At 60.1% G+C, this 17,474-nt stretch carries 19 protein-coding genes and 1 tRNA gene; 11 read left to right on the forward strand and 9 right to left on the reverse strand.

The features are described 5' to 3' along the window. A partial coding sequence (locus NW863_RS08345) for an RNA-guided endonuclease InsQ/TnpB family protein (RefSeq protein WP_414365759.1) occupies positions 1-1,082 on the forward strand: 1,082 nt, incomplete at its 5' end. A 33-nt stretch (positions 1,083-1,115) separates the two neighbouring features. Here NW863_RS08345 and NW863_RS08350 read toward each other — a convergent pair. Next, a complete protein-coding gene (locus NW863_RS08350; protein ID WP_414365760.1) occupies positions 1,116-1,592 on the reverse strand; it encodes an urease accessory protein UreE in 477 nt (158 codons plus the stop codon). After that, entirely contained in the window at positions 1,589-1,936 is a 348-nt protein-coding gene (locus tag NW863_RS08355; RefSeq protein ID WP_414365761.1) for a hypothetical protein, read from the reverse strand. Before NW863_RS08355 ends, NW863_RS08350 begins: the two co-directional genes overlap by 4 nt. A 41-nt stretch (positions 1,937-1,977) precedes the next feature. On the opposite strand from NW863_RS08355, the gene NW863_RS08360 reads away from it, so the two are divergent. The 3 genes from NW863_RS08360 to NW863_RS08370 all read left to right on the forward strand — a co-directional run bounded on the left by NW863_RS08360 (position 1,978) and on the right by NW863_RS08370 (position 4,126). After that, positions 1,978-2,304 carry a phasin family protein gene (locus NW863_RS08360; RefSeq protein ID WP_011431016.1) on the forward strand — a complete coding sequence of 109 codons (327 nt, stop codon included), beginning with the start codon at positions 1,978-1,980 and terminating at the stop codon, positions 2,302-2,304. 146 nt (positions 2,305-2,450) lie between these two features. Next, entirely contained in the window at positions 2,451-3,053 is a 603-nt protein-coding gene (leuD, locus tag NW863_RS08365; RefSeq protein WP_414365762.1) for a 3-isopropylmalate dehydratase small subunit, read from the forward strand. Then, a complete protein-coding gene (locus NW863_RS08370) occupies positions 3,050-4,126 on the forward strand; it encodes an SAM-dependent methyltransferase (RefSeq protein ID WP_414365763.1) in 1,077 nt (358 codons plus the stop codon). The genes leuD and NW863_RS08370 overlap by 4 nt, the downstream gene beginning before the upstream one ends. Here the strand turns inward: NW863_RS08370 and NW863_RS08375 are convergent. Beyond that, a complete protein-coding gene (locus NW863_RS08375) occupies positions 4,108-4,296 on the reverse strand; it encodes a hypothetical protein (protein ID WP_414365764.1) in 189 nt (62 codons plus the stop codon). The genes NW863_RS08370 and NW863_RS08375 overlap by 19 nt on opposite strands. A gap of 142 nt (positions 4,297-4,438) precedes the next feature. Here NW863_RS08375 and NW863_RS08380 point away from each other — a divergent pair, with 142 nt between their 5' ends. The 3 genes from NW863_RS08380 to NW863_RS08390 all read left to right on the forward strand — a co-directional run bounded on the left by NW863_RS08380 (position 4,439) and on the right by NW863_RS08390 (position 5,506). Continuing rightward, on the forward strand, positions 4,439-4,678 hold the full coding sequence (locus NW863_RS08380; protein WP_414365765.1) for a hypothetical protein: 240 nt from the start codon (positions 4,439-4,441) through the stop codon (positions 4,676-4,678). A gap of 79 nt (positions 4,679-4,757) precedes the next feature. Continuing rightward, positions 4,758-5,183, forward strand: a complete 426-nt coding sequence (locus tag NW863_RS08385) for an NfeD family protein (protein ID WP_414365766.1) — start codon at positions 4,758-4,760, stop codon at positions 5,181-5,183. A 249-nt stretch (positions 5,184-5,432) separates the two neighbouring features. Then, a tRNA-Pro gene (locus tag NW863_RS08390) sits at positions 5,433-5,506 on the forward strand. 62 nt (positions 5,507-5,568) lie between these two features. Here NW863_RS08390 and NW863_RS08395 read toward each other — a convergent pair. The 3 genes from NW863_RS08395 to NW863_RS08405 all read right to left on the reverse strand — a co-directional run bounded on the left by NW863_RS08395 (position 5,569) and on the right by NW863_RS08405 (position 8,995). Next, the gene (locus NW863_RS08395; protein WP_414365767.1) at positions 5,569-6,858 is read right to left on the reverse strand and encodes a bifunctional folylpolyglutamate synthase/dihydrofolate synthase; all 1,290 of its coding nucleotides are present in this window, start codon (positions 6,856-6,858) and stop codon (positions 5,569-5,571) included. A gap of 116 nt (positions 6,859-6,974) precedes the next feature. Beyond that, positions 6,975-8,558 (reverse strand): phosphoglycerate dehydrogenase, encoded by a 1,584-nt coding sequence (gene serA / locus NW863_RS08400; protein WP_414365768.1) that lies wholly within the window; start codon positions 8,556-8,558, stop codon positions 6,975-6,977. A gap of 200 nt (positions 8,559-8,758) precedes the next feature. Continuing rightward, complete coding sequence (locus tag NW863_RS08405) at positions 8,759-8,995, reverse strand: DUF3148 domain-containing protein (RefSeq protein WP_414365769.1); 237 nt, start codon at positions 8,993-8,995, stop codon at positions 8,759-8,761. 466 nt (positions 8,996-9,461) lie between these two features. On the opposite strand from NW863_RS08405, the gene NW863_RS08410 reads away from it, so the two are divergent. Beyond that, a complete protein-coding gene (locus NW863_RS08410; protein ID WP_414365770.1) occupies positions 9,462-9,677 on the forward strand; it encodes a DUF2949 domain-containing protein in 216 nt (71 codons plus the stop codon). Next, positions 9,658-10,758 carry a nucleoside triphosphate pyrophosphohydrolase gene (gene mazG, locus NW863_RS08415; protein ID WP_414365771.1) on the forward strand — a complete coding sequence of 367 codons (1,101 nt, stop codon included), beginning with the start codon at positions 9,658-9,660 and terminating at the stop codon, positions 10,756-10,758. Before NW863_RS08410 ends, mazG begins: the two co-directional genes overlap by 20 nt. A gap of 51 nt (positions 10,759-10,809) precedes the next feature. Here the strand turns inward: mazG and NW863_RS08420 are convergent, their stop codons facing one another. The 3 genes from NW863_RS08420 to NW863_RS08430 form a co-directional block, all read right to left on the reverse strand. After that, complete coding sequence (locus tag NW863_RS08420; protein ID WP_414365772.1) at positions 10,810-11,316, reverse strand: hypothetical protein; 507 nt, start codon at positions 11,314-11,316, stop codon at positions 10,810-10,812. Positions 11,317-11,968: 652 nt separating this feature from the next. Beyond that, positions 11,969-12,946 carry a PspA/IM30 family protein gene (locus NW863_RS08425; RefSeq protein ID WP_414365773.1) on the reverse strand — a complete coding sequence of 326 codons (978 nt, stop codon included), beginning with the start codon at positions 12,944-12,946 and terminating at the stop codon, positions 11,969-11,971. 482 nt (positions 12,947-13,428) lie between these two features. Then, complete coding sequence (locus NW863_RS08430) at positions 13,429-14,247, reverse strand: hypothetical protein (protein WP_414335874.1); 819 nt, start codon at positions 14,245-14,247, stop codon at positions 13,429-13,431. Positions 14,248-14,361: 114 nt separating this feature from the next. On the opposite strand from NW863_RS08430, the gene NW863_RS08435 reads away from it, so the two are divergent. Both NW863_RS08435 and NW863_RS08440 read left to right on the forward strand, forming a co-directional pair. Further along, complete coding sequence (locus NW863_RS08435; RefSeq protein WP_414365774.1) at positions 14,362-15,624, forward strand: class I SAM-dependent methyltransferase; 1,263 nt, start codon at positions 14,362-14,364, stop codon at positions 15,622-15,624. 169 nt (positions 15,625-15,793) lie between these two features. Next, entirely contained in the window at positions 15,794-17,287 is a 1,494-nt protein-coding gene (locus NW863_RS08440) for a hypothetical protein (protein WP_414365775.1), read from the forward strand. The last annotated feature ends 187 nt before the right edge of the window (positions 17,288-17,474 follow it).

Below are 17,474 nucleotides of genomic sequence, written 5' to 3' on the forward strand. Positions count from 1 at the left end.
AATCGCTCTGCTACCGCGAAATTCGTACCCGCTTTGGGCTCTCCAGCAATAAGGACTCCGTCCCGCTAGCGCGAGTGACACAACAGGTGTGCAGAAGGTTGGCCGCTGCTCGCAAGGTTGCCCAGCAAAAGAATCGTCCGGTCAAAGCGTTCAAGGGCGGCTTTGTTACCTACGATGCCCGCATCTTCTCTTTCCGGGAGAAGGACTGGACGGTGTCGCTGACCACCGTTGAGGGATGCGAACGCTTTGAGCTGGATGTTGGCTCCTACCAGCGCGGGATGCTGGCGGGTTCTCATCCCAAAGCGGCCACGTTGGTCAAACGCCAAGACGGTTCCTACTTCACCCAGATTTGCGTGGAATCTGAGGTACCGGAACCGGAGAGCGCCGTCAAGGCGATTGGCGTGGACTTGGGTAGGAGAGATATTGCCCATACCTCTGAGGGAGAGAACTGGAATGGACAGCAGCTGAACCGGGTCAGAGACCACTACTCCCGGTTGAGAGCGGCTCTGCAACGCAAGGCCAGCAAGGGCACACGCAGTTCTCGGCGCAGGTGTCGGGAGCTGTTGCAACGGCTGTCTGGTCGGGAGAGGCGCTTTCAAGCTTGGGTGAACCATCGCATCTCCAAGTCCATTGTTGCTAGGGCACTGGCCACCCACCGTTTTATTGCCTTGGAGGACTTGACTGGAATTAGAGAACGTACCAATCAACAGTCGCGTAGTAAAGTCGAGCGGCGGCGGGCGAACAGTGAGGCCTACGGCCCGCTAGCGCGAGGGGCGTTTTACCCGTTGCGGCAATTTGTGCACTACAAGGCCGCCAGAGCAGGGATCCAGGTTGTGGTGGTGCCGCCTGCCTACAGCTCGCAGACCTGCCACCAGTGCTTCTGGCTTGGGCAGCGGGAAGGGAAGCATTTTCGTTGTGTGAACCCGGCCTGTGGCTGGGAAGGGGATGCAGATTTTAACGGTGCCAACATGATTGCCCTTTTGGGAGTCGCTGTAAACTGGCCTAGAGGTCCGTGGTTGGCTTGCCAACTGCAGAGCTACAGAAAGCCCGCTCCCTACCGCTTAGCGGTCGGAGCCGGGTAGTTTACGTGTCGTTGACAAGGCTTGCAATAGCCATCAATGGCTATGGGCCAAGAGGTTGGGCTCGAAGACCCGCATCTCCGAATGGAACGGGATCCCTAGGTGGGTTAGCCAATCCCGCAGCGGCTCGTCCTCCAGCGCCAGGATCTGCCCTTGGGGAGAAAGGTGGGCCGGGCGATGCCAGTTGCCCAGTTGGTGAAGCACCTGGCCCATTTGAACGACATTTTCAGGTTGAATGACAAGCACCGGTTCCGCCTGGGCCTTGACTCGAATGTGTCGCTGGGCGTCTGCATACAGCAGATCCCCATCGTGAAGGTGGGTGCCGCGGGGCAGCATCAACTGGATTGCCGTGCCTCGGTCACTCACCAGCCGCTGCCGAGAGCGCTGGCGATCGTGCCAAGTGAGAGAAACTGTCTCCATCTGGCCAGGGATCCCACCTGGCGGCTCAACCAGCAGCTCCGTTACTGCAATAACCGCCGGATCCTCGCCCAAAGTGTGTCGGCCTTCGCTCATCTCAGAGACTCCAGGTACTGGCTGAGGTCTTCTTGCAGGCGGGAGAACTCTACTTCAATAGAAAGGCGCAATGCCCCTGTTTTCAACGTTACTAACACCTTGGCGGCGTAGGGGCCGGGCCAGATATTGGGATTGCAGAACATCTCCAAGTACAAGTTTGGGGCGGAATGGTGAAACTCAATCGGCGCCTGGGGCTGGCGTTGGAGGCCGCTTGCCCCCACTTTGAGCCGCTCCAAAAGGGTTTGCAAAGCCCTGTGCCACTCCCGTGCCCCCTCTGCCGAAAGCGGGAAGCTGGCCGACCCGGTTGCGAAGTTGAGGGCAAACTGAGGAGAATAAGTAGTCATAGAAGCCCGTACCTTCGGCAAGCATTCTCTGGAGGGCAGCGTTGGACAATAACAGTATCTTACGTCAGCTCTTACTAATGGGCGTGGGCACCACCGCTCTGCTGGCGGAGCAGTTGAAAAAGGCTGCTGACGAGCTGGTGCAGAAAGGTCAGCTCAAACCAGAAGAGGCATCCAACGTCATCAACAACCTGCTCAACCAGGTGAAATCCGAGCAGAGCAACCTGGAGTCTTACGTGCAGCGTCAGGTGCGCAACGTCCTGCAGGATTTGGGTGTTCCTCGCCAATCGGAAATGGACGAGCTGCGCGGGCGGCTGGATCGGCTGGAGCGGCAGGTGCGCAACCTGGAAAACCAAGTTTACCGCCGCTAGCCGAGCTGGATGTTTCGTTTCTAGCACTTGTTCTCAAGGCTTGCCCCGTCGCTCAAGCAGAGTTTGGCAGGCTGCCCCAGGCTATACCCTGCAAAACCCTGAAGCCAATTCCCAGCTTTTGAGTCCAGAAGTTCACTGCAATTCCCATGCCAAGCGAAGTTTTGACCATCACGGGCCGTGGGATCCCGCTGGTGGGCAACGACATCGACACCGACCGGATCATCCCGGCTCGTTTCTTGAAGTGCGTTACCTTTGAGGGCTTGGGCCAGCATGTATTTGCCGACGACCGTGCCCAAGCTGCCGGCCAGCATCCCTTTGACCTGCCTCAGTACCAGGGGGCAGAGATCTTGCTGGTCAACGCTAACTTTGGCTGTGGCTCCAGCCGGGAGCACGCCCCCCAAGCTCTGGCCAAGTGGGGGATCCGCGCCCTCATCGGCGAAAGCTTTGCCGAAATCTTTTTCGGCAACTGCCTGAGTTTGGGGATCCCCTGTGTAACAGCACCCGCCAGCGTGATCCACACTCTCCAGGAGGCAGTGGTCAGAAACCCGCAGCTCCAGTTAACGCTGGATCTGCTCAACAAACAGGTGCGTTGGGAGGACAAGGCCGCTGCTGTTGAAATCCCGCAGGGGGCCTGGCAAATGCTGGTGCAGGGGACGTGGGATGCCACCGGACAATTGCTGACTGCCCGGGAGCGGATTCAAGAGGTGGCTGCTTCCTTGCCCTATCTGCAATGGCAGGGGGTTCAGTGAGCAGGTTTCTTCCCCCCGCTACTCACCTGTGGCTGGGCAGCGCCGACCCCGATTTTCTGGATCTGGCAAGGCGGGAAATTGCGGCGGCGGATCCCGAGGCCGTCCTTCAGCCTTTGCCAGAGGCACCTGGCCTAGTGTGGGTGTGCAGTCAGCGTTCCTTTGCCGACCTTGCCCAGGTCTGGCAGGCCAACCCCCCTATTTTTTTGCGCCACATCTGCCCCATCCAGCGGGAGTTTTGGCTGGACGAGGGATCCCTGACGCAACTCTGTCTAGACGAAGAGCTGTTGGCGGCCATCGACCCTGCCCTCAGCTTTTCTGTACAGACGCGCCTATTTGGCAAGCTCAACGTCAAGCCCTTCCAGGTCAATGCAGCCCTAGCAGCCCAGGTGGCGGCGGCAGTGGGGGCGCCGCTGCAGGTCAAGGATCCCCAACAGGTGATCTCGGCGGTGATCCTGGCCAACCCGACAGGGATCCGAGCTTGGCTGGGCCTGTCGCGGGCGGCGCAAAACCTCTCCACCTGGGCCGGCGGCATTCACCGCTTCCGCCGCGATCCCGGTCAGATTAGCCGCTCTGAGTTCAAGTTGCTAGAAGCCATACAGGTGTTTCGCATCCTTTTGCACCCAGGGGGGCAGGCTTTAGATCTGGGGGCAGCGCCAGGGGGCTGGTCGCGCATTTTGCGCCTGCATGGCCAGCAGGTGACGGCCGTGGATCCGGCAGAACTGGACGAGCGTCTCCGCTCCGATGCCGGCATTTGCCACTACCGCCTTAGCGCCCAAACCTACCTAGCCCGCTGCGCAGGGCGGTTTCACCTCATTCTCAACGACATGCGCATGGATGGCCGCGCCTCTGCCCATCTAATGGCGGCCTTTGCCCCTCATCTGGAGCCGCAGGGGGCAGCCATGATGACCCTAAAGCTCCCCCACCAGCATCGCCTGCGGGTGCTCCGACAGACCCTAGACATCTTGGGCAGCGCCTTCCCGGTGGTGAGGGCGCGCCACCTGTTTCACAACCGCAGCGAGGTCACCCTCTACCTGCAGAAAGGGATCCCGGCCCTTCACTCTTCCACCACCTGAATTTCTCGGCGCAGTACCTTCTCGCGAATGGACTCCAGCAAGCTCATCTCTTCCGGGGAGATTTTGCCATCGGCCCGGATGGCGGCGATGATTTGATCCACCTCGCTGCGGGTTAGCTTCTTATCTTCCAGAGCCCGCTCCACCAGCACTTGCAGTTCGGAAAACTCCATAAGACCCCTGCTCCTCTGGGCTTAACCGGTCTTCTCACCTCCTCCAGGCTATCTGCGCCCCTTCCGATCCCCAACAGGCGCAAGATTCTCTTCAGGTCAGGTATTCTGAAGAAAATGTAAAACCCTAGGAGAAAACGACATCATGGCTGGCCCAACTCTCAAGAGCACTGAGCACGACTGCGCCACTCTCTGCCGAGATGGCTGTGTCTTGGGCGACGCCTGCCCCCACCGAGAGGCGGCCCGGCAAGCAGTGGCCTTCGTCATGAACACCGACTGGGAGACCTTGATGCGGATTGCCGAATCCAAGAACCTACCCAAGAACCCTCCCCAAGCAGAGGTGGATCCCTTACAGTTTTTGGAGAACTACCGCCTAGGCAGCTAGCTGGCAGCTCGGCAACAAACCCCTACCCAGAATCCAGGCGCTTTAAGCCATACTGAAGGTGGTGGGATCCCTGGGTTTTATGGTTTGGCCTTGGATTAGCCTTGGGTTGGTTCTCATTGCTTCCGAGCTGTTTTTGCCGGAGCTGGTGGCTGGCCCGACGGGTGTGGCTGCCCTAGGGGCTGCTCTTTTGGCCTATTGGGGGTGGCCGCTTTGGGCCCAGTTCTCGGCTTGGATTGTGCTCTCCCTTGGGCTGATCGTTCTCAGCCGGCGTCTGCTGCCCTCTACTTCAACTCAGTTGGAAGATCTCCTGAAGGAATCGCGGGAAGCGCGGGCAGTTACGGCCATTCCGCCGGGCGAGCGGGGTCGGGTCTCTTATCTCGGCTCCACCTGGAATGCCAAGTGCAGCGTCCCCAACCTGGAGATTCAACCTGGCCAAGAGCTCTATGTGGTCGATCGCCAGGGCAATACCCTGATCGTGATGCCGATTCAGATGCTCAGGTCTTGAGGGGGATCAGGGGCTTGGCTGAGACTCATTGGACAAGCTCTTTTGAGGAAACACCTGAGGAGTCGGGGAACCTCTGCGAAGACGAACAAGAAGCTCGCCCTCAGTCCACCGTGCTGTTTGCAGCGGCTACCCATCCCAACAGGTTCAGCAGGTTCTAAGTAGAAGATGCCGTTGGGGGTGGGGTGCCCCAGCGGGAATTCGACAACCTACAGCAGGGATCCGGCCTGATATCTGCCATAATTACAAGAGCGGGATGTAGCGCAGCTTGGTAGCGCATCTGCTTTGGGAGCAGAGGGCCGCAGGTTCAAATCCTGTCATCCCGATGGAGCTGGCAAAGGGAGCGCTAGGGATCTCCAAGCCATCGGCCAAACTGGTTGCAGGAGCCTCAGCAGGCCAGATCCCATCCCAGGCAAGCTTGCATCACCTGGCCCAAGAGGTACAGGGATCCACAGATGACCGCAGGCGGCTCGCCGGGGTCAGCTGGCTGCTGCAGTTGGGCTTGTAAAGCGGCAAGATCTGGCAGCGCCTGGACAGAGCGAAGATGGGGTTGCAGGATCTGGGCCAGGTGGGCCAGTTCTTCCGGAGGGGTGCTGGCGTGGCCGAAGATGGGCAGGGCAAAGAGGCGATCCCCCGGTCGCAGCAGGGTAGCAAGAATACCCTTGACATCTTTAGTCGTGAGAATGCCCATATACCAGGTGAGAGGGCCGGGCTGGTGCTCGTCTAGGTAGCGGCGCAGCGCCTGGGCAGCGGGCAGGTTGTGGGCCCCATCCAGCAACAACCGGCGGGATCCCACTTGCACCCGCTGCAGACGGCCCGGCCACCGAGTGGCGGCAAACCCCCTGGCCACTGCAGCTTCTGGGATCTGCCAGCCCTGCTCCTGCAGGGTCTCCAAAACGGCCAGAGCGACCGCGGCGTTGGTCAGTTGCACCTCACCGGGGAGGGGCAGGGTGAGTACCTGCTCGCGCCAGCGGACGGCCTGGGGCCCCGACCATTGCAAAGGTTCCACCACCCGCAGAGGACTGCCCATCTGCTCGGCTCTGGCCCGGATCACGGCCATCACCTCGGGGGGTTGGGGTGCGCACACAGTCGGGATCCCCGGCTTGAGGATGCCGGCTTTTTCGAAGGCAATTTGCGGCAGACTGTTGCCCAGACGCTGCCAATGATCCCAGCCAATGGACGTGATGGCAGTGACCACCGGCTCAATCCCGGCATTGGTGGCATCCAGTCGCCCCCCTAGGCCCACCTCCATCACCGCCACCTCCACCTTCTGCTGGCGAAAGTACAGCCAGGCAGCGGCGGTAATGGCCTCAAACTGGGTGGGGGAAGCCTCGCCAGGAGCGTAAGTCTGCAGGCAGTCCCGCACTTGGGCCAACACCTGGCTCCAGTCGCCTGGCGAAATGTACTCGCCGCTTAGCCAGATCCGCTCCCGCCAATTGACCAGGTGGGGAGAGGTGTAGCGACCGACGCGATAGCCCGCCGCCCACAGCACATGGCTGACCCAGGCGCAGACGGATCCCTTGCCGTTGGTGCCGGCTACGTGGATGGCCGGGATCCCCGCTTGGGGCTGGCCGAGGCGCTGCAGCAAAACCTGCATGCGATCCAGGCTGAGATCGACGCCAAAGTGGCCTAGCGACTCCAGAAACCCCGGCCAATCCCAGGTTGGGATTCCACCCATCGGCGGTAGGTTGTTCGGGCTCAAGCGTTCACCTCAACACTATCCCCGCTAACCCAAGCAAAGAGATTACCCTCCCCTCTGCTCAAGCCGGTTTCGCACTGCCCCAGCAGAAGCCGTCAAAGGTTCACCACAAAAGCATCGCGAATACCTGGCTGCTTCAACACCTCTTCGATGATCCCATCTGGCAGGGGATCGTCAAGGCTGAGCACCATCACCGCATCGCCGCGGATGATCTTGCGCCCCACCTGCATGCTGGCGATGTTGACGTTGTAGGCCCCCAGCAGGGTGCCGATGCGCCCGATGATCCCCGGCATATCCCGGTGCAGGGTCATCAGCATATTGGCAGAGGGGGGCACATTCACCGGGAACTCGTCGATCTGGGTGATGCGCACCTCCCGCTCTCCGATCAGCGCTCCCGAAACCGAACGCACCCCGTTGGGGCCATGGGCAATCAACGTCAGGGATCCGGAGTAATCCTTCAAAGAGGGATCTCGCGTCTCCACCACGCGAATGCCCCGTTCCTTGGCCTCGATGGAAGCATTGACGTAGTTAACTCGCTCCCGCAGAGCCAGCGTCAACAGCCCCTTGAGCGCGGCGATGACGATCGGCTGGCCATCTTTTTCCGCCAGGGATCCCTGGAGGCGGATCTCCAACTGGTTGACCCGATCCCCCGCCAACTGGCCCACCAAGTTGCCCAGAGTTTCCGCCAAGTCCAGGTAGGGCTTGAGGCTTTGCAGCACCTCCGCCTGCAAGCCAGGGATGTTCACAGCAGAACGGGCAGGCAGCCCCAACAACACATCGCGGATCTGCTCTGCCACATCGATGGCCACATTCACCTGCGCCTCTTCAGTGGAGGCCCCCAGATGAGGGGTTAGCAGGATCTCCTTGCCCAAGGAAAGCAGAGGTGAATCTTGGCTAAGGGGCTCATCGGCAAAGACGTCCAGGGCCGCCCCCGCAATTTGGCCGGATTTGAGGGCTTCATAGAGGGCTTGCTCGTCCACTAAGCCGCCGCGGGCACAGTTGATCAGGCGGGCGGTCGGCTTCATCAGGCGGAAGGTCTCGGCGTTGAACAGGTTGGTGGTCTCAGGGGTCTTGGGGACATGCAGGGTGATGTAGTCCGATTCCTGCACCAAAGTTGTGAAATCCACCAGGCGCACCCCCAGTTGCTCCGCCCGCTCCATCGAAAGGTAGGGATCGTAGGCCAAAAGCCGCATCCCCATCGCCTTGGCAATCTGGGCCACATGGGATCCAATGCGACCCAGGCCAACAATGCCCAGTGTCTTTTTGTACACCTCTACCCCGACAAACTCCTGCCGCTTCCATTGGCCTGCTTTCAGAGAGGCATTGGCATCGGCAATGTGGCGGGAGAGGGCCATCATCAAAGCGATGGCGTGCTCGGCGGCAGCAATCGTATTGCCCTCAGGGGAGTTGACCACCAGGATCCCAGCTTTGGTGGCGGCAGCCACGTCGATGTTGTCCACGCCCACCCCCGCCCGACCGATGATTTTCAAGTTCGTCCCCGCCTCGATCACCTCGCGGGTGACCCGCGTGCCGGAGCGCACCATGATGGCATCGTAGTTGGGAATGACCGCAATCAACTGCTCCGGCGTGAGGTCGGTTTGCACATCCACCTGGGCCACTTGGGAGAGGATGTCGATTCCCGCCTGATCGATGGGATCCGTGACGATAACTCTGGGCATAAGCGACAATAGCCTAATCGGATGTGGGGCAACAGAAGCAGAAGAGCCAATACCGCAAGCCAGGCTGGATCGCATCCATGTTGACCCAACCCCAGCCAGCACCCTTTAATCTACCGCGAAAGTCCGCCAGCACGCGCAAGACCTGCCGCTCCCAAAGAGCAAGAGTCCCAGTTTCCTAGGCCCCGGTGGAGATGGGTTGCTCACGGGCGGGATCCCACAAGAGCCAGGTACTTGCCGTCGATTAAAAAGATGCCATTGGCAAACTGTACACTGTAGGTGCCCAACAGCCGCCGCTGCAAGATCACCCCTTGTTCGTGCAGCCGAATCAAATGGGCAGGGCGCAACATCGGCATCGGGTCAGCCGTTTTCAAGTAAGGAGGCATCTCCACCACCTCAACCCTCGCCCCCACCGGCAGCAAACCTTGAGCTTCAGACATGGCCCCACAAGCATCGACGCTACACCTGCCTTTAGCTTAACGGAACTGGAGAATAGCAGATGGGTCAACCTCAAGCCGGACGGGATGGTTACATTGTTAGCAAGATTTTTATCCAATAGCTGGAGTCGGCAGGATAAAAAGGTAACATCGCTCCATACCCGAGCTACCCTGCGCTAGGGGAAGAGCATCGGCCTCTCAGGGCACTGTCAATCGGCAGCAAACCTGCTATTATACATTGACCTCACTGACTCCATTTTTTGTGCTCTTGGATACAGAGATCCCATCTGTCCCGGTAACGGGAGGGATCGCTTAGCAGAGCTGCGCTCAGAAAACCCGGCTTGCCGCCTCTTGGCTCAGTTGCCGGCCAGATCTTTGCGGAAGCTCTGTAAGAGTGTTAAGAATGATTACATTAGTTGGTCATCCTCTCAGTTTTTCCACTTGTCCTTCTCAGCGCCGTGAAACGACTATGCTAGATCCCATTCCCCCTCCTGTCCTTGAAGAATACCTGTTGCAAGCAGGCATCATCGACCGCTCCCAACTGAGCTTGGCCAAAAAGCTGCAGCATCGCCAGCAAGGGCCGTTGCTGATGATCCTTTTGGAGCTGAGTTTCATCGATCTCGAGCAGCTCAGGCGCCTGCTGGATTTGGGCCGCACCTACGACCATGCTGCAAACGCTGGATAGCCTTCAGCCCGGTTGGCAACAGCATCTGGCCCGCTGGTCTGCGGCTGGGCAGGGATCCCTGCTGCTGAAAAGTTGCGGGAAGAAGGATCTGGCGGAGCTGCGTCGTTTTTTACAGCAGTTCTGCGCCCCCAGCCAAGCGTTGACCTTGCTCACAGAAGACTTGCAGGTAGTGGACGGCCCCCTGACGCTGCAAAGCTGGGATCCGCAGGTCACAGGCTCTTTTGCCCATCTTTATCTGGAGCGCTCCGCGTCTGCACAGCACCTCAACCGCTTGGCGGCAATAGTGGCTCAGTTGCGCGCCCCCGACGGCTGTCCTTGGGATCGCGCCCAAACGCCCGAGTCGCTGACTCCCTATATCCTCGAAGAAGCCTACGAGACGGTGGCGGCCATTCGGGCTGGGGATCCGGCGGCCATTGTCGAAGAGCTAGGGGATCTGTTGCTGCAGGTGGTGTTGCAATCCCAGATCTTTGCCGAGCGAAACCACTTCGACCTGGAAACCGTAGCCGCGCGGATTGCCGATAAGCTGATCCGCCGTCACCCCCATGTGTTTGGGGATGCTCCGCAGTCAGATGTTTCCAGCCTTTCTGAGTTGCACCGCTCCTGGGAAGACATCAAGCAGAAGGAACAGCCACAGCAGACCCTCGGCCAGAAACTTCTCCACTACGCTGAAAGTTTGCCCCCCCTGATGGCGGCCCTGAAGATCTGCCAAAAAGTGGTGGGAGCGGGATTTGAGTGGCCGACGGTGGAGGGGATCTGGGCCAAGATCCGCGAGGAAGAGGCCGAACTGCGCCGAGAGCTGGAACGGGATCCCCCCGACCCGGCGCGACAGGAAGCCGAGTTGGGGGATCTGTTGTTTGCTCTGGTCAATTTGGGCCGTTGGTATGGGCTGGATGCCGCGCAGGCCTTGACCCAGACCAATCTGCGCTTTGCCCGCCGTTTTTTGCGCATGGAAGAGCTGGCGCGGCAACCAACAGAAGCAGCGTTACCTGGCAGCGGCCAAGCCTCCCCGCTCCCTCTCCAAAGACTCACCCTCGCGGAGTTAGAGGCCCTCTGGCAACAGGCAAAGCAGGAGCACCCCTAATCTCTTTTCTGAACCATTTATCTAAACTGGGAAACCAGCCCGCGGGATCCCTCAGCGATTGTTGGGCAAATTCTGGATGGGAACAACCAGCTCTTGCACAGGCAGAGCCACGGGTTGGGAGGTGTCGCCGCTTAAGGAGCCGGATAGCCCAGAGGGAGGAGAGGCTGGAACCTCGCCGACGGGGCGCAGTTGCCAGCGGATGATCTGCTCGCCGCGGTAAAAGGTCACCAACAACTGATCCCCCTGCGATTGAATTTGCCAGGTGCCGTCGCCGCTGGTAACCGAAATCTGCCCGCCGGAAAAGGGCGCGTCCAACGCCGGCCCCGACTGCGTCCAAATGCGTCCGCCACCGGTTTCCAGAACCAGTTGCACCGTCGCCCCCTGCCCCTGACCGCTCAAGATCTGGCCGGTGCCACTCCAAACTCGGGTCTCTGTCTGAGCCACAGCGGGCTGCCCAAGCTGCAGAGCCATGAGCAACAGCCCTGCCCAGCCCCACTGACCTCGTAGCGCCCCCCTCCAACCGGGAGAGAAGAAAGAATAGCGAGAGAAAAAGGCCATTGCACCCACGTTAGTACCACACGCTGCAATAGGACTGAAACACACCAGAGAAGAAGAGAGAGAGCTTGAGGGAGTAATTCTTTACACAGTCCCTCTCACAGTCTATCGAAACTGTCGGGATCCCTCTGCGTTCTCTTGGGCTTGGGTTGAGCTGGCTGCCGAGATCCTCAGTTGTCTTGATCCCAATCTAGGTAATCCCCGCCCCCCCAGACAGGCTGCAACCTGAGCCTCTGGCTGCGGGGATCCCTAGCAACCGCTTCGCCAATGCGCAGAGCCAAGTCTGAAACCCAACTAAAATGGCAATCGTTGCTATTTCTTCGATTTAGCTTAATCGGCGGGAAGCCCTGCACTGTATGAGTGAATTGTGTTGACTCAGGAGCCAATCAGTGTCGGGATGAAAGCCGTTCGTGCTGCAATTGAGGAGCACAAGTTAAATCTCTGAAGAGTTTCCCGCCGCGGGTGGCACGGTGGCAGCACGCTGAGACCTCTGTACCAACAAGTACCAACAAGTCTGGGAAGCGTGAAGCCCGTACGCTATCGGTTCACGCAGCGTGGCGTAAGCCATGTTGTGTTTGCTCAACGAAGAGGAGTGGCGGGAGTCGTTCACACTGAGGCACTGCACCCGCCCCGTTACCTCTTTTTAGTTGTTTTTTTAGTTGTTCATCTCCCGTTCCAGCTTGGCCATCGCGATCTGGCTTTCCAAGCGGGAAATGCCCTCGCGGATAGCTGTCGCCTGGGCCTCAACCTCGTCCAGGGAGCGACGAACCGCCTCTGCGGCACTCATGTGTTGGTTCTGCTGCACCAAAGCCTGGCGCGCCAGTTCGTCCTGGTCATGTTGGCTGGCCTTCTCGGCTCTGACAAACCAATCCTCAGCCTTTTGCAGCAGTTGATCGTACTGCCGTTCCAGTTGTTTGCAGCTGGCCAGCGTTGTGGCCAGGCTGCGCCGCAGTTGTTTCAGATCCCGCTCCATCTGGCGGATGCTCGCGTTTTTCTGGCGAGGCTTTTTCCACAACACTTTGCTCAGGCCCACCATCACCACTGCTGTGGCAATGCCCACGCCCGCTGCCGCTGCCGGGTTTTCCCGCAGGAAGGAGCCGTCCAAAACGTTGGATCCCGCAAAGGCCGAGGTTTGCGCGGCTGTCTCCCGAAACTCCCAGGGCATCACCGGATTGCGTTGCTGCCAAAAACCTCGGCGCGCCGCCTGGGCCAATTCTTGAGCTTCCAGGTAGCGCTCCCGGTTGGCCCCGTACAAAAAGCGCTCGTAAACCGCCGCCTGCCCCTGGCGCAACATCTCCAAATTCACCAAGCCCTCAGAGTTGTACACCTGGGCAATGTGCAGCCCTTCCGGCGTGACGTAGAGGGTATCCACCTGCACCAGGGATCCCGGCGGCAGCAGGCTTTGCAAAGCCTCTTGTGAGAGCCGCCCCCAGCGTCCCTGCGTCAGCTCCGGCGCATCCACATAGGCAAGGCGAAAACGGGTGGGCCTGCCGTTCAAGTCTGCCCAAAAGGTGTCCCCATCCACCACCGACCGTACTCGCGCTGTCGCGGAAGATTGGGCCGCTGCAGGGAGGACAAACCAAGTGCCCGAAAGGACAGCCGCCGTCATCAGGAGAGAAGTTCTTGAGGCCATGGGGATCACTCCTAATTGTGCAGAACAACAAAAGTTAAGAAATAATAAGAAATGGGGAGGCTGCGGGAACCCGCCAAAAGCCTGAGGCGTCTTCGCAGACTGGCAGAAGCAAATGGGCTGCTGCTTCCTCGGAAAGAGGCGCCAGAGCCAATAACTCACCCGCGTCAGAGAAAGCAACTTCTCCGACGCGGAGCTTGCCCTTCTGCAAAAGTCGGCTCCCAGGATGAGAATTTGGGTTAGAGTCTAGCTCACCTCTTGGGGCAACGTCACAACCCTAGATGGCAATCTTTGTCCAGTTAGCTTAAAGAGTTTCCCTGACTGGTTCCCGCCGCGGGTGGCACGGTGGCAGCACGCTGAGACCTCTGTACCAACAAGTCTGGGAAGCGTGAAGCCCGTACGCTATCGGTTCGCGCAGCGTGCTGTAAGCCATGTTGTGTTGACTCAACGAAGATGAGGGTCGGGAGTGCGTCACTGGATTGGAATCACAGGCGCAAGCGGTAGGGCTCTTCCTCAAGTCCACTGGGCAGAGGCGGCGGGAGAATCTCGATCTCGCCCGTGGGCAACGTGCGCAGCACCGTCCCCAATTGGGTCAGTTGTTCCAGAACAAACTGGCGGGTATCCCGGTCGCTGGTGGCGTTAAACACGCTTAGCCAGACATCGAAGCGGGAGCGGCGGCTGAGGGGGCTGCGGGCGATGTTGTCCCCCAGTTGGCGAAAATCGTCACCAGGCAAGCCCACCTGTTCCCGCCAGGCGGCGGCTTGGTAGTAGTCGCGGCGGCCCGCTTCCGCATCCCCCAAAAACATGAAGTTGATCAGGGCGCGATCCACGTAGAGCCGCCAGGCATCGGGGTTGTTTTGGGGGTTAAACTGCTGCAGGCCGCGATCCAAAATCTCGACGGCTTTTTCCGGCTGGCCAGCCCGATAGGCCAACACCAAGCTGGAGAGGCGGTAGCCTAAGAAGAAATTGGGATCCAGCCGCAGCATGTGGTCGAAGTACTCGTAGGCAAGGCCGTAGCCGGTTTGGGCGCGAGCAGGGGCGTCGCCGTAGTACTGGATCAGCTCCAGCCACAGCCAGGAGGCGCCCAGGTTGCGGTAGCCCAGCCAGCCCAGGGTGGTGGCCAGGGCAATGTTGCGGTTTTTGCGGGCCTCGGCATTTTCCAGGGCCTCTAGATTGATCCGCTCCAGCATCGGCACCTGCAGCCGTACCACCAGGATCCCGCACAGCAGCGCCCCGCCCACGGCGGCCAGGGTGCCTGTCAGGGAGAAACGGGAGCGGCGACGGGGCAAAGCAGCAGCAGTCATGGCCAGTTCTCAGCAGATCTCTATTGCTCGGCAGCGCCGCCGCGACCAGCGGCTAGACTCAATCATAGCGATGGCCTTGCTTCTCTCGATCTCCCTTGCACTTTTCCCCTGCCGATGACCAGATCTGCTCTCTCGGCTGCAGACCGGGCCCTCAGCCTCTACGAGGCCCTGCCCTACCCCAATGTGCCCCTCTCCCAGTCGGCCCGCAATGTCTTGGGGGAGATGTTCAAGATGAGCTATACCACCGCCCAGTACCTGCGCACCCACATGCTCGTCCCGTCAGAGGGCAAGGTGATGCTTAACGCCGGCTGTGGCTCCGGCTGGGAGACGCTGATGATGGCGGAGGCCAATCCGGGCGCCCAGATCGTGGCTTGTGATCTGTCGCCGGCTTCCGTCAAGCTCACCGAGGAACGCCTGCGCCGCCACGGCTTCACCGATGTCCAGTGCTACGTCCTCAACGTGCTGGAGCTGGATCGCCTGGGGATCCAGTTCGATTTCATCAGCCTGAACGACGTTCTGTATTTGTTGGCAGATCCCACTGAGGGCTTGCGGGCGATGAAAAAGGTTCTCAAGCCCGAGGGCATTATTCGCGCCAATCTCCACAGCCGCCGCCAACGCCAGGTGTTTCTCCGCCTGCAGGAAGCTTTGCAAAAGGTGGGGCAATTCGACGTCCCGCCAGCAGTAGGCGCCAAGAACGTGCGGGAATTCATGGGATCCCTGCAGGAAGAGGTGGCCAAGGCAGTGCTGTGGAACCCGGCCAACTATACCGAAGACGCCGCCATCCTGAACAACTATCTGCTTGCCAACGACAAGGGATTTACGATCCCCGAGGTGTTTGGCATGTTGCAGCAGGCAGGGTTGGGCTTTTTAAGCCTGGTGGATATGCCCGACTGGTCGGTGGAGTCTCTCTTTAAGCAAGTGCCGGAGTTTGTGCGGCAACGGCTGGAAACCCTCAGCGTTATGGAGCGGCTGCACCTCTACGAGCTGATCCGGCCTGCCCATCGCCTCATCGACTTTTGGGCCGAGCACGCCGGCTCTTCCCTGGTGCTGCCTTGGACGGATGCGGATTGGCTGACGGGATCCGTGCAGTTTAACCCCCTGCTGATGGACAATACCCGCTTCCACCAGGAGTACAACAAGGCCCTGCAAGAGAACCGCCCCTACGAAATGCAGTGGACAGGGGCCACCCACGGGCGGATCAGCATCCCTGCCGAGAAGGTGAGATGGCTGGCTCCGCTGCTGCAGGGGCCGACTCCGGTGGCAGAGCTGATTCAACGGGTCGTCGAGCTGGGATCCCTGACGAAAGAACAGGCAACTGACGAGGTGCTGACCTTCCTGACGGCGTTGGAAGACTTTCTCTTTGTCATGCTGCAGTAGAGCCGTTTACCCGTTCCCGCTCCAGCCCAGCTCCCCTCTCCCTCTGGGAGAGGGGCTGGGGGTGAGGGCAGTCTCCCTCTGGGAGAGGGGGCGGGGGTGAGGGCAGTGGCCCCAAGCGCCTGAAAGGTGCCTTAATCTGGTTTGAGATGTCGAGAACTGTACGACCCGGATGCCTGCCTGGCCGGCACGTCGTTTCTATGCAGCTCTGCAGCGAGGGCTGACCCAGCCCTTGGATCGCTGGGTAGCCGGGATCACCCTCTGCAACTTGGCGATTGGGGTGATCTTATTTTTGCTGGGCAACCATACGGCCCCCTATGTGCGGGATTTCAACTGGCAACAGCAGCGGGTGGGATCCCAGGAACTGCAGATGGTGCTGACCTTCAACCGCCCTATGGATGCGGACAGCGTTGCGGCCAACTTGGAGATCCAGCCGCCTCTGCCGGGCCGGATGCACAAGCTGGGCCGCCGCTTTTTTTGGACCCTGACAGAGCCGGCCCCCTACGGCCAGACCTACCGGCTGCGCCTAAAGGCCGCCGTGGATGAGCGGGGCCAGCCCATGGTGCGACCTTTTGAGGGAGAGTTTCGCACGCCGGATCGGCAGTTGTTGGGGATCGGCACGGAAGCAGACCAACGGGGGCGGCTGTTCCTCTTTAACCTGGAGACGGGATCCACCACGTTGCTGACGCCAGCCGGGCTGAAGGTCACTCAAATGCAGCCCAGCGCCGATGGCCGCTTTGTCTACTACTTTGCCACCACCACCAGCCTACAACACCAGGATCTGTACCGCCTGGATCTGGAGGATCAGTCTTCCCAGTTGCTGCTGGATCACCAGGGCTACCAAAACCTGCGCTTCCAGGTCTCGCCGACGGGGGAGCTGGTGGTAGCGGAGCGGATCCCCCTGCAACGGGATCCCCTCGCCCCTGTCCAGACGGAGCTGTGGGTCCAGAAAAGGAGACAGGATCCCTTTGAGCGTCTGGAGCTGGACACGGCTTTGGGGGGAGACTTTTTCATCAGCCCTGATGAGAGCAGCTTGCTCATCTCCCAGGGGCAAGGGGTGGGGATTGTGCCCCTGCACCCGCGGGCGGCAGCGGAGAGCTTTTTGGCCCAGTTCGGCCAAACCTTGGCCATCCGTCCCGACGGGGCTTTCGGGGCTTTGCTGCGCTTCAATCCCGACTACACCCGCAGCCTCTTTATCGTCAGCAATACCGGCACCAGCGAGGAGATTTGGGTAACCGAGGGATCCGTTGCCAAAGGAGCTTTCTCGCCGAGGGCGCCTGTCTTTTACAGCTTGGTGAGCGAGGTTGAGGTTACCGGCAATCAGGGCGAGTTGGCGTTGCCGGGCTACAGCGAATCATCCCGCCTGCTGGCAATCGTGTTCAGCAGCGGTGGCGCTGCCCAAGCTGGCAAGATCGCGGAGATGGCTCGGGCCGACTACCCCTTTGAGCTGGACTTCAGCCTTTCTCCGGACGGCCGCCTGTTGGCCTACACGCTTTTGCAGCCCTTGCAAGAGGAGATTCCGGATCCCTGGGCTCCCCTCAGCCGCAGTGGGCAAGCCATCCGGAGCGCGCAAGTGTGGTTGCTGGACTTGCAAGATGGACTGCCGCTCCCCAACAGCCGTCGTCGCCTGCCGCTGAGCAGCAGCGCCTTGGCCTGGATCCCTTAGAGAAACGGGGGAGAGCGAGGGGGCGGTGATCCCCCTCGATTCATCGGGGGATCCACGGCCCCCCTGTTTGGTCGTTCCAGCTGGGGTGTCACGGAGTCCACGAACTGAAGCTCGGCGGTAGCTCCTTGCGCGTCTCTTGAAGGGGACGCAGAGGTTGCGCAACTCTTCCCTCCCCCTAGCAAGCCGA

This window comes from Synechococcus sp. B60.1 (assembly GCF_047462555.1).
In the GTDB taxonomy this organism is placed as follows: Bacteria; Cyanobacteriota; Cyanobacteriia; order Thermostichales; family Thermostichaceae; genus Thermostichus.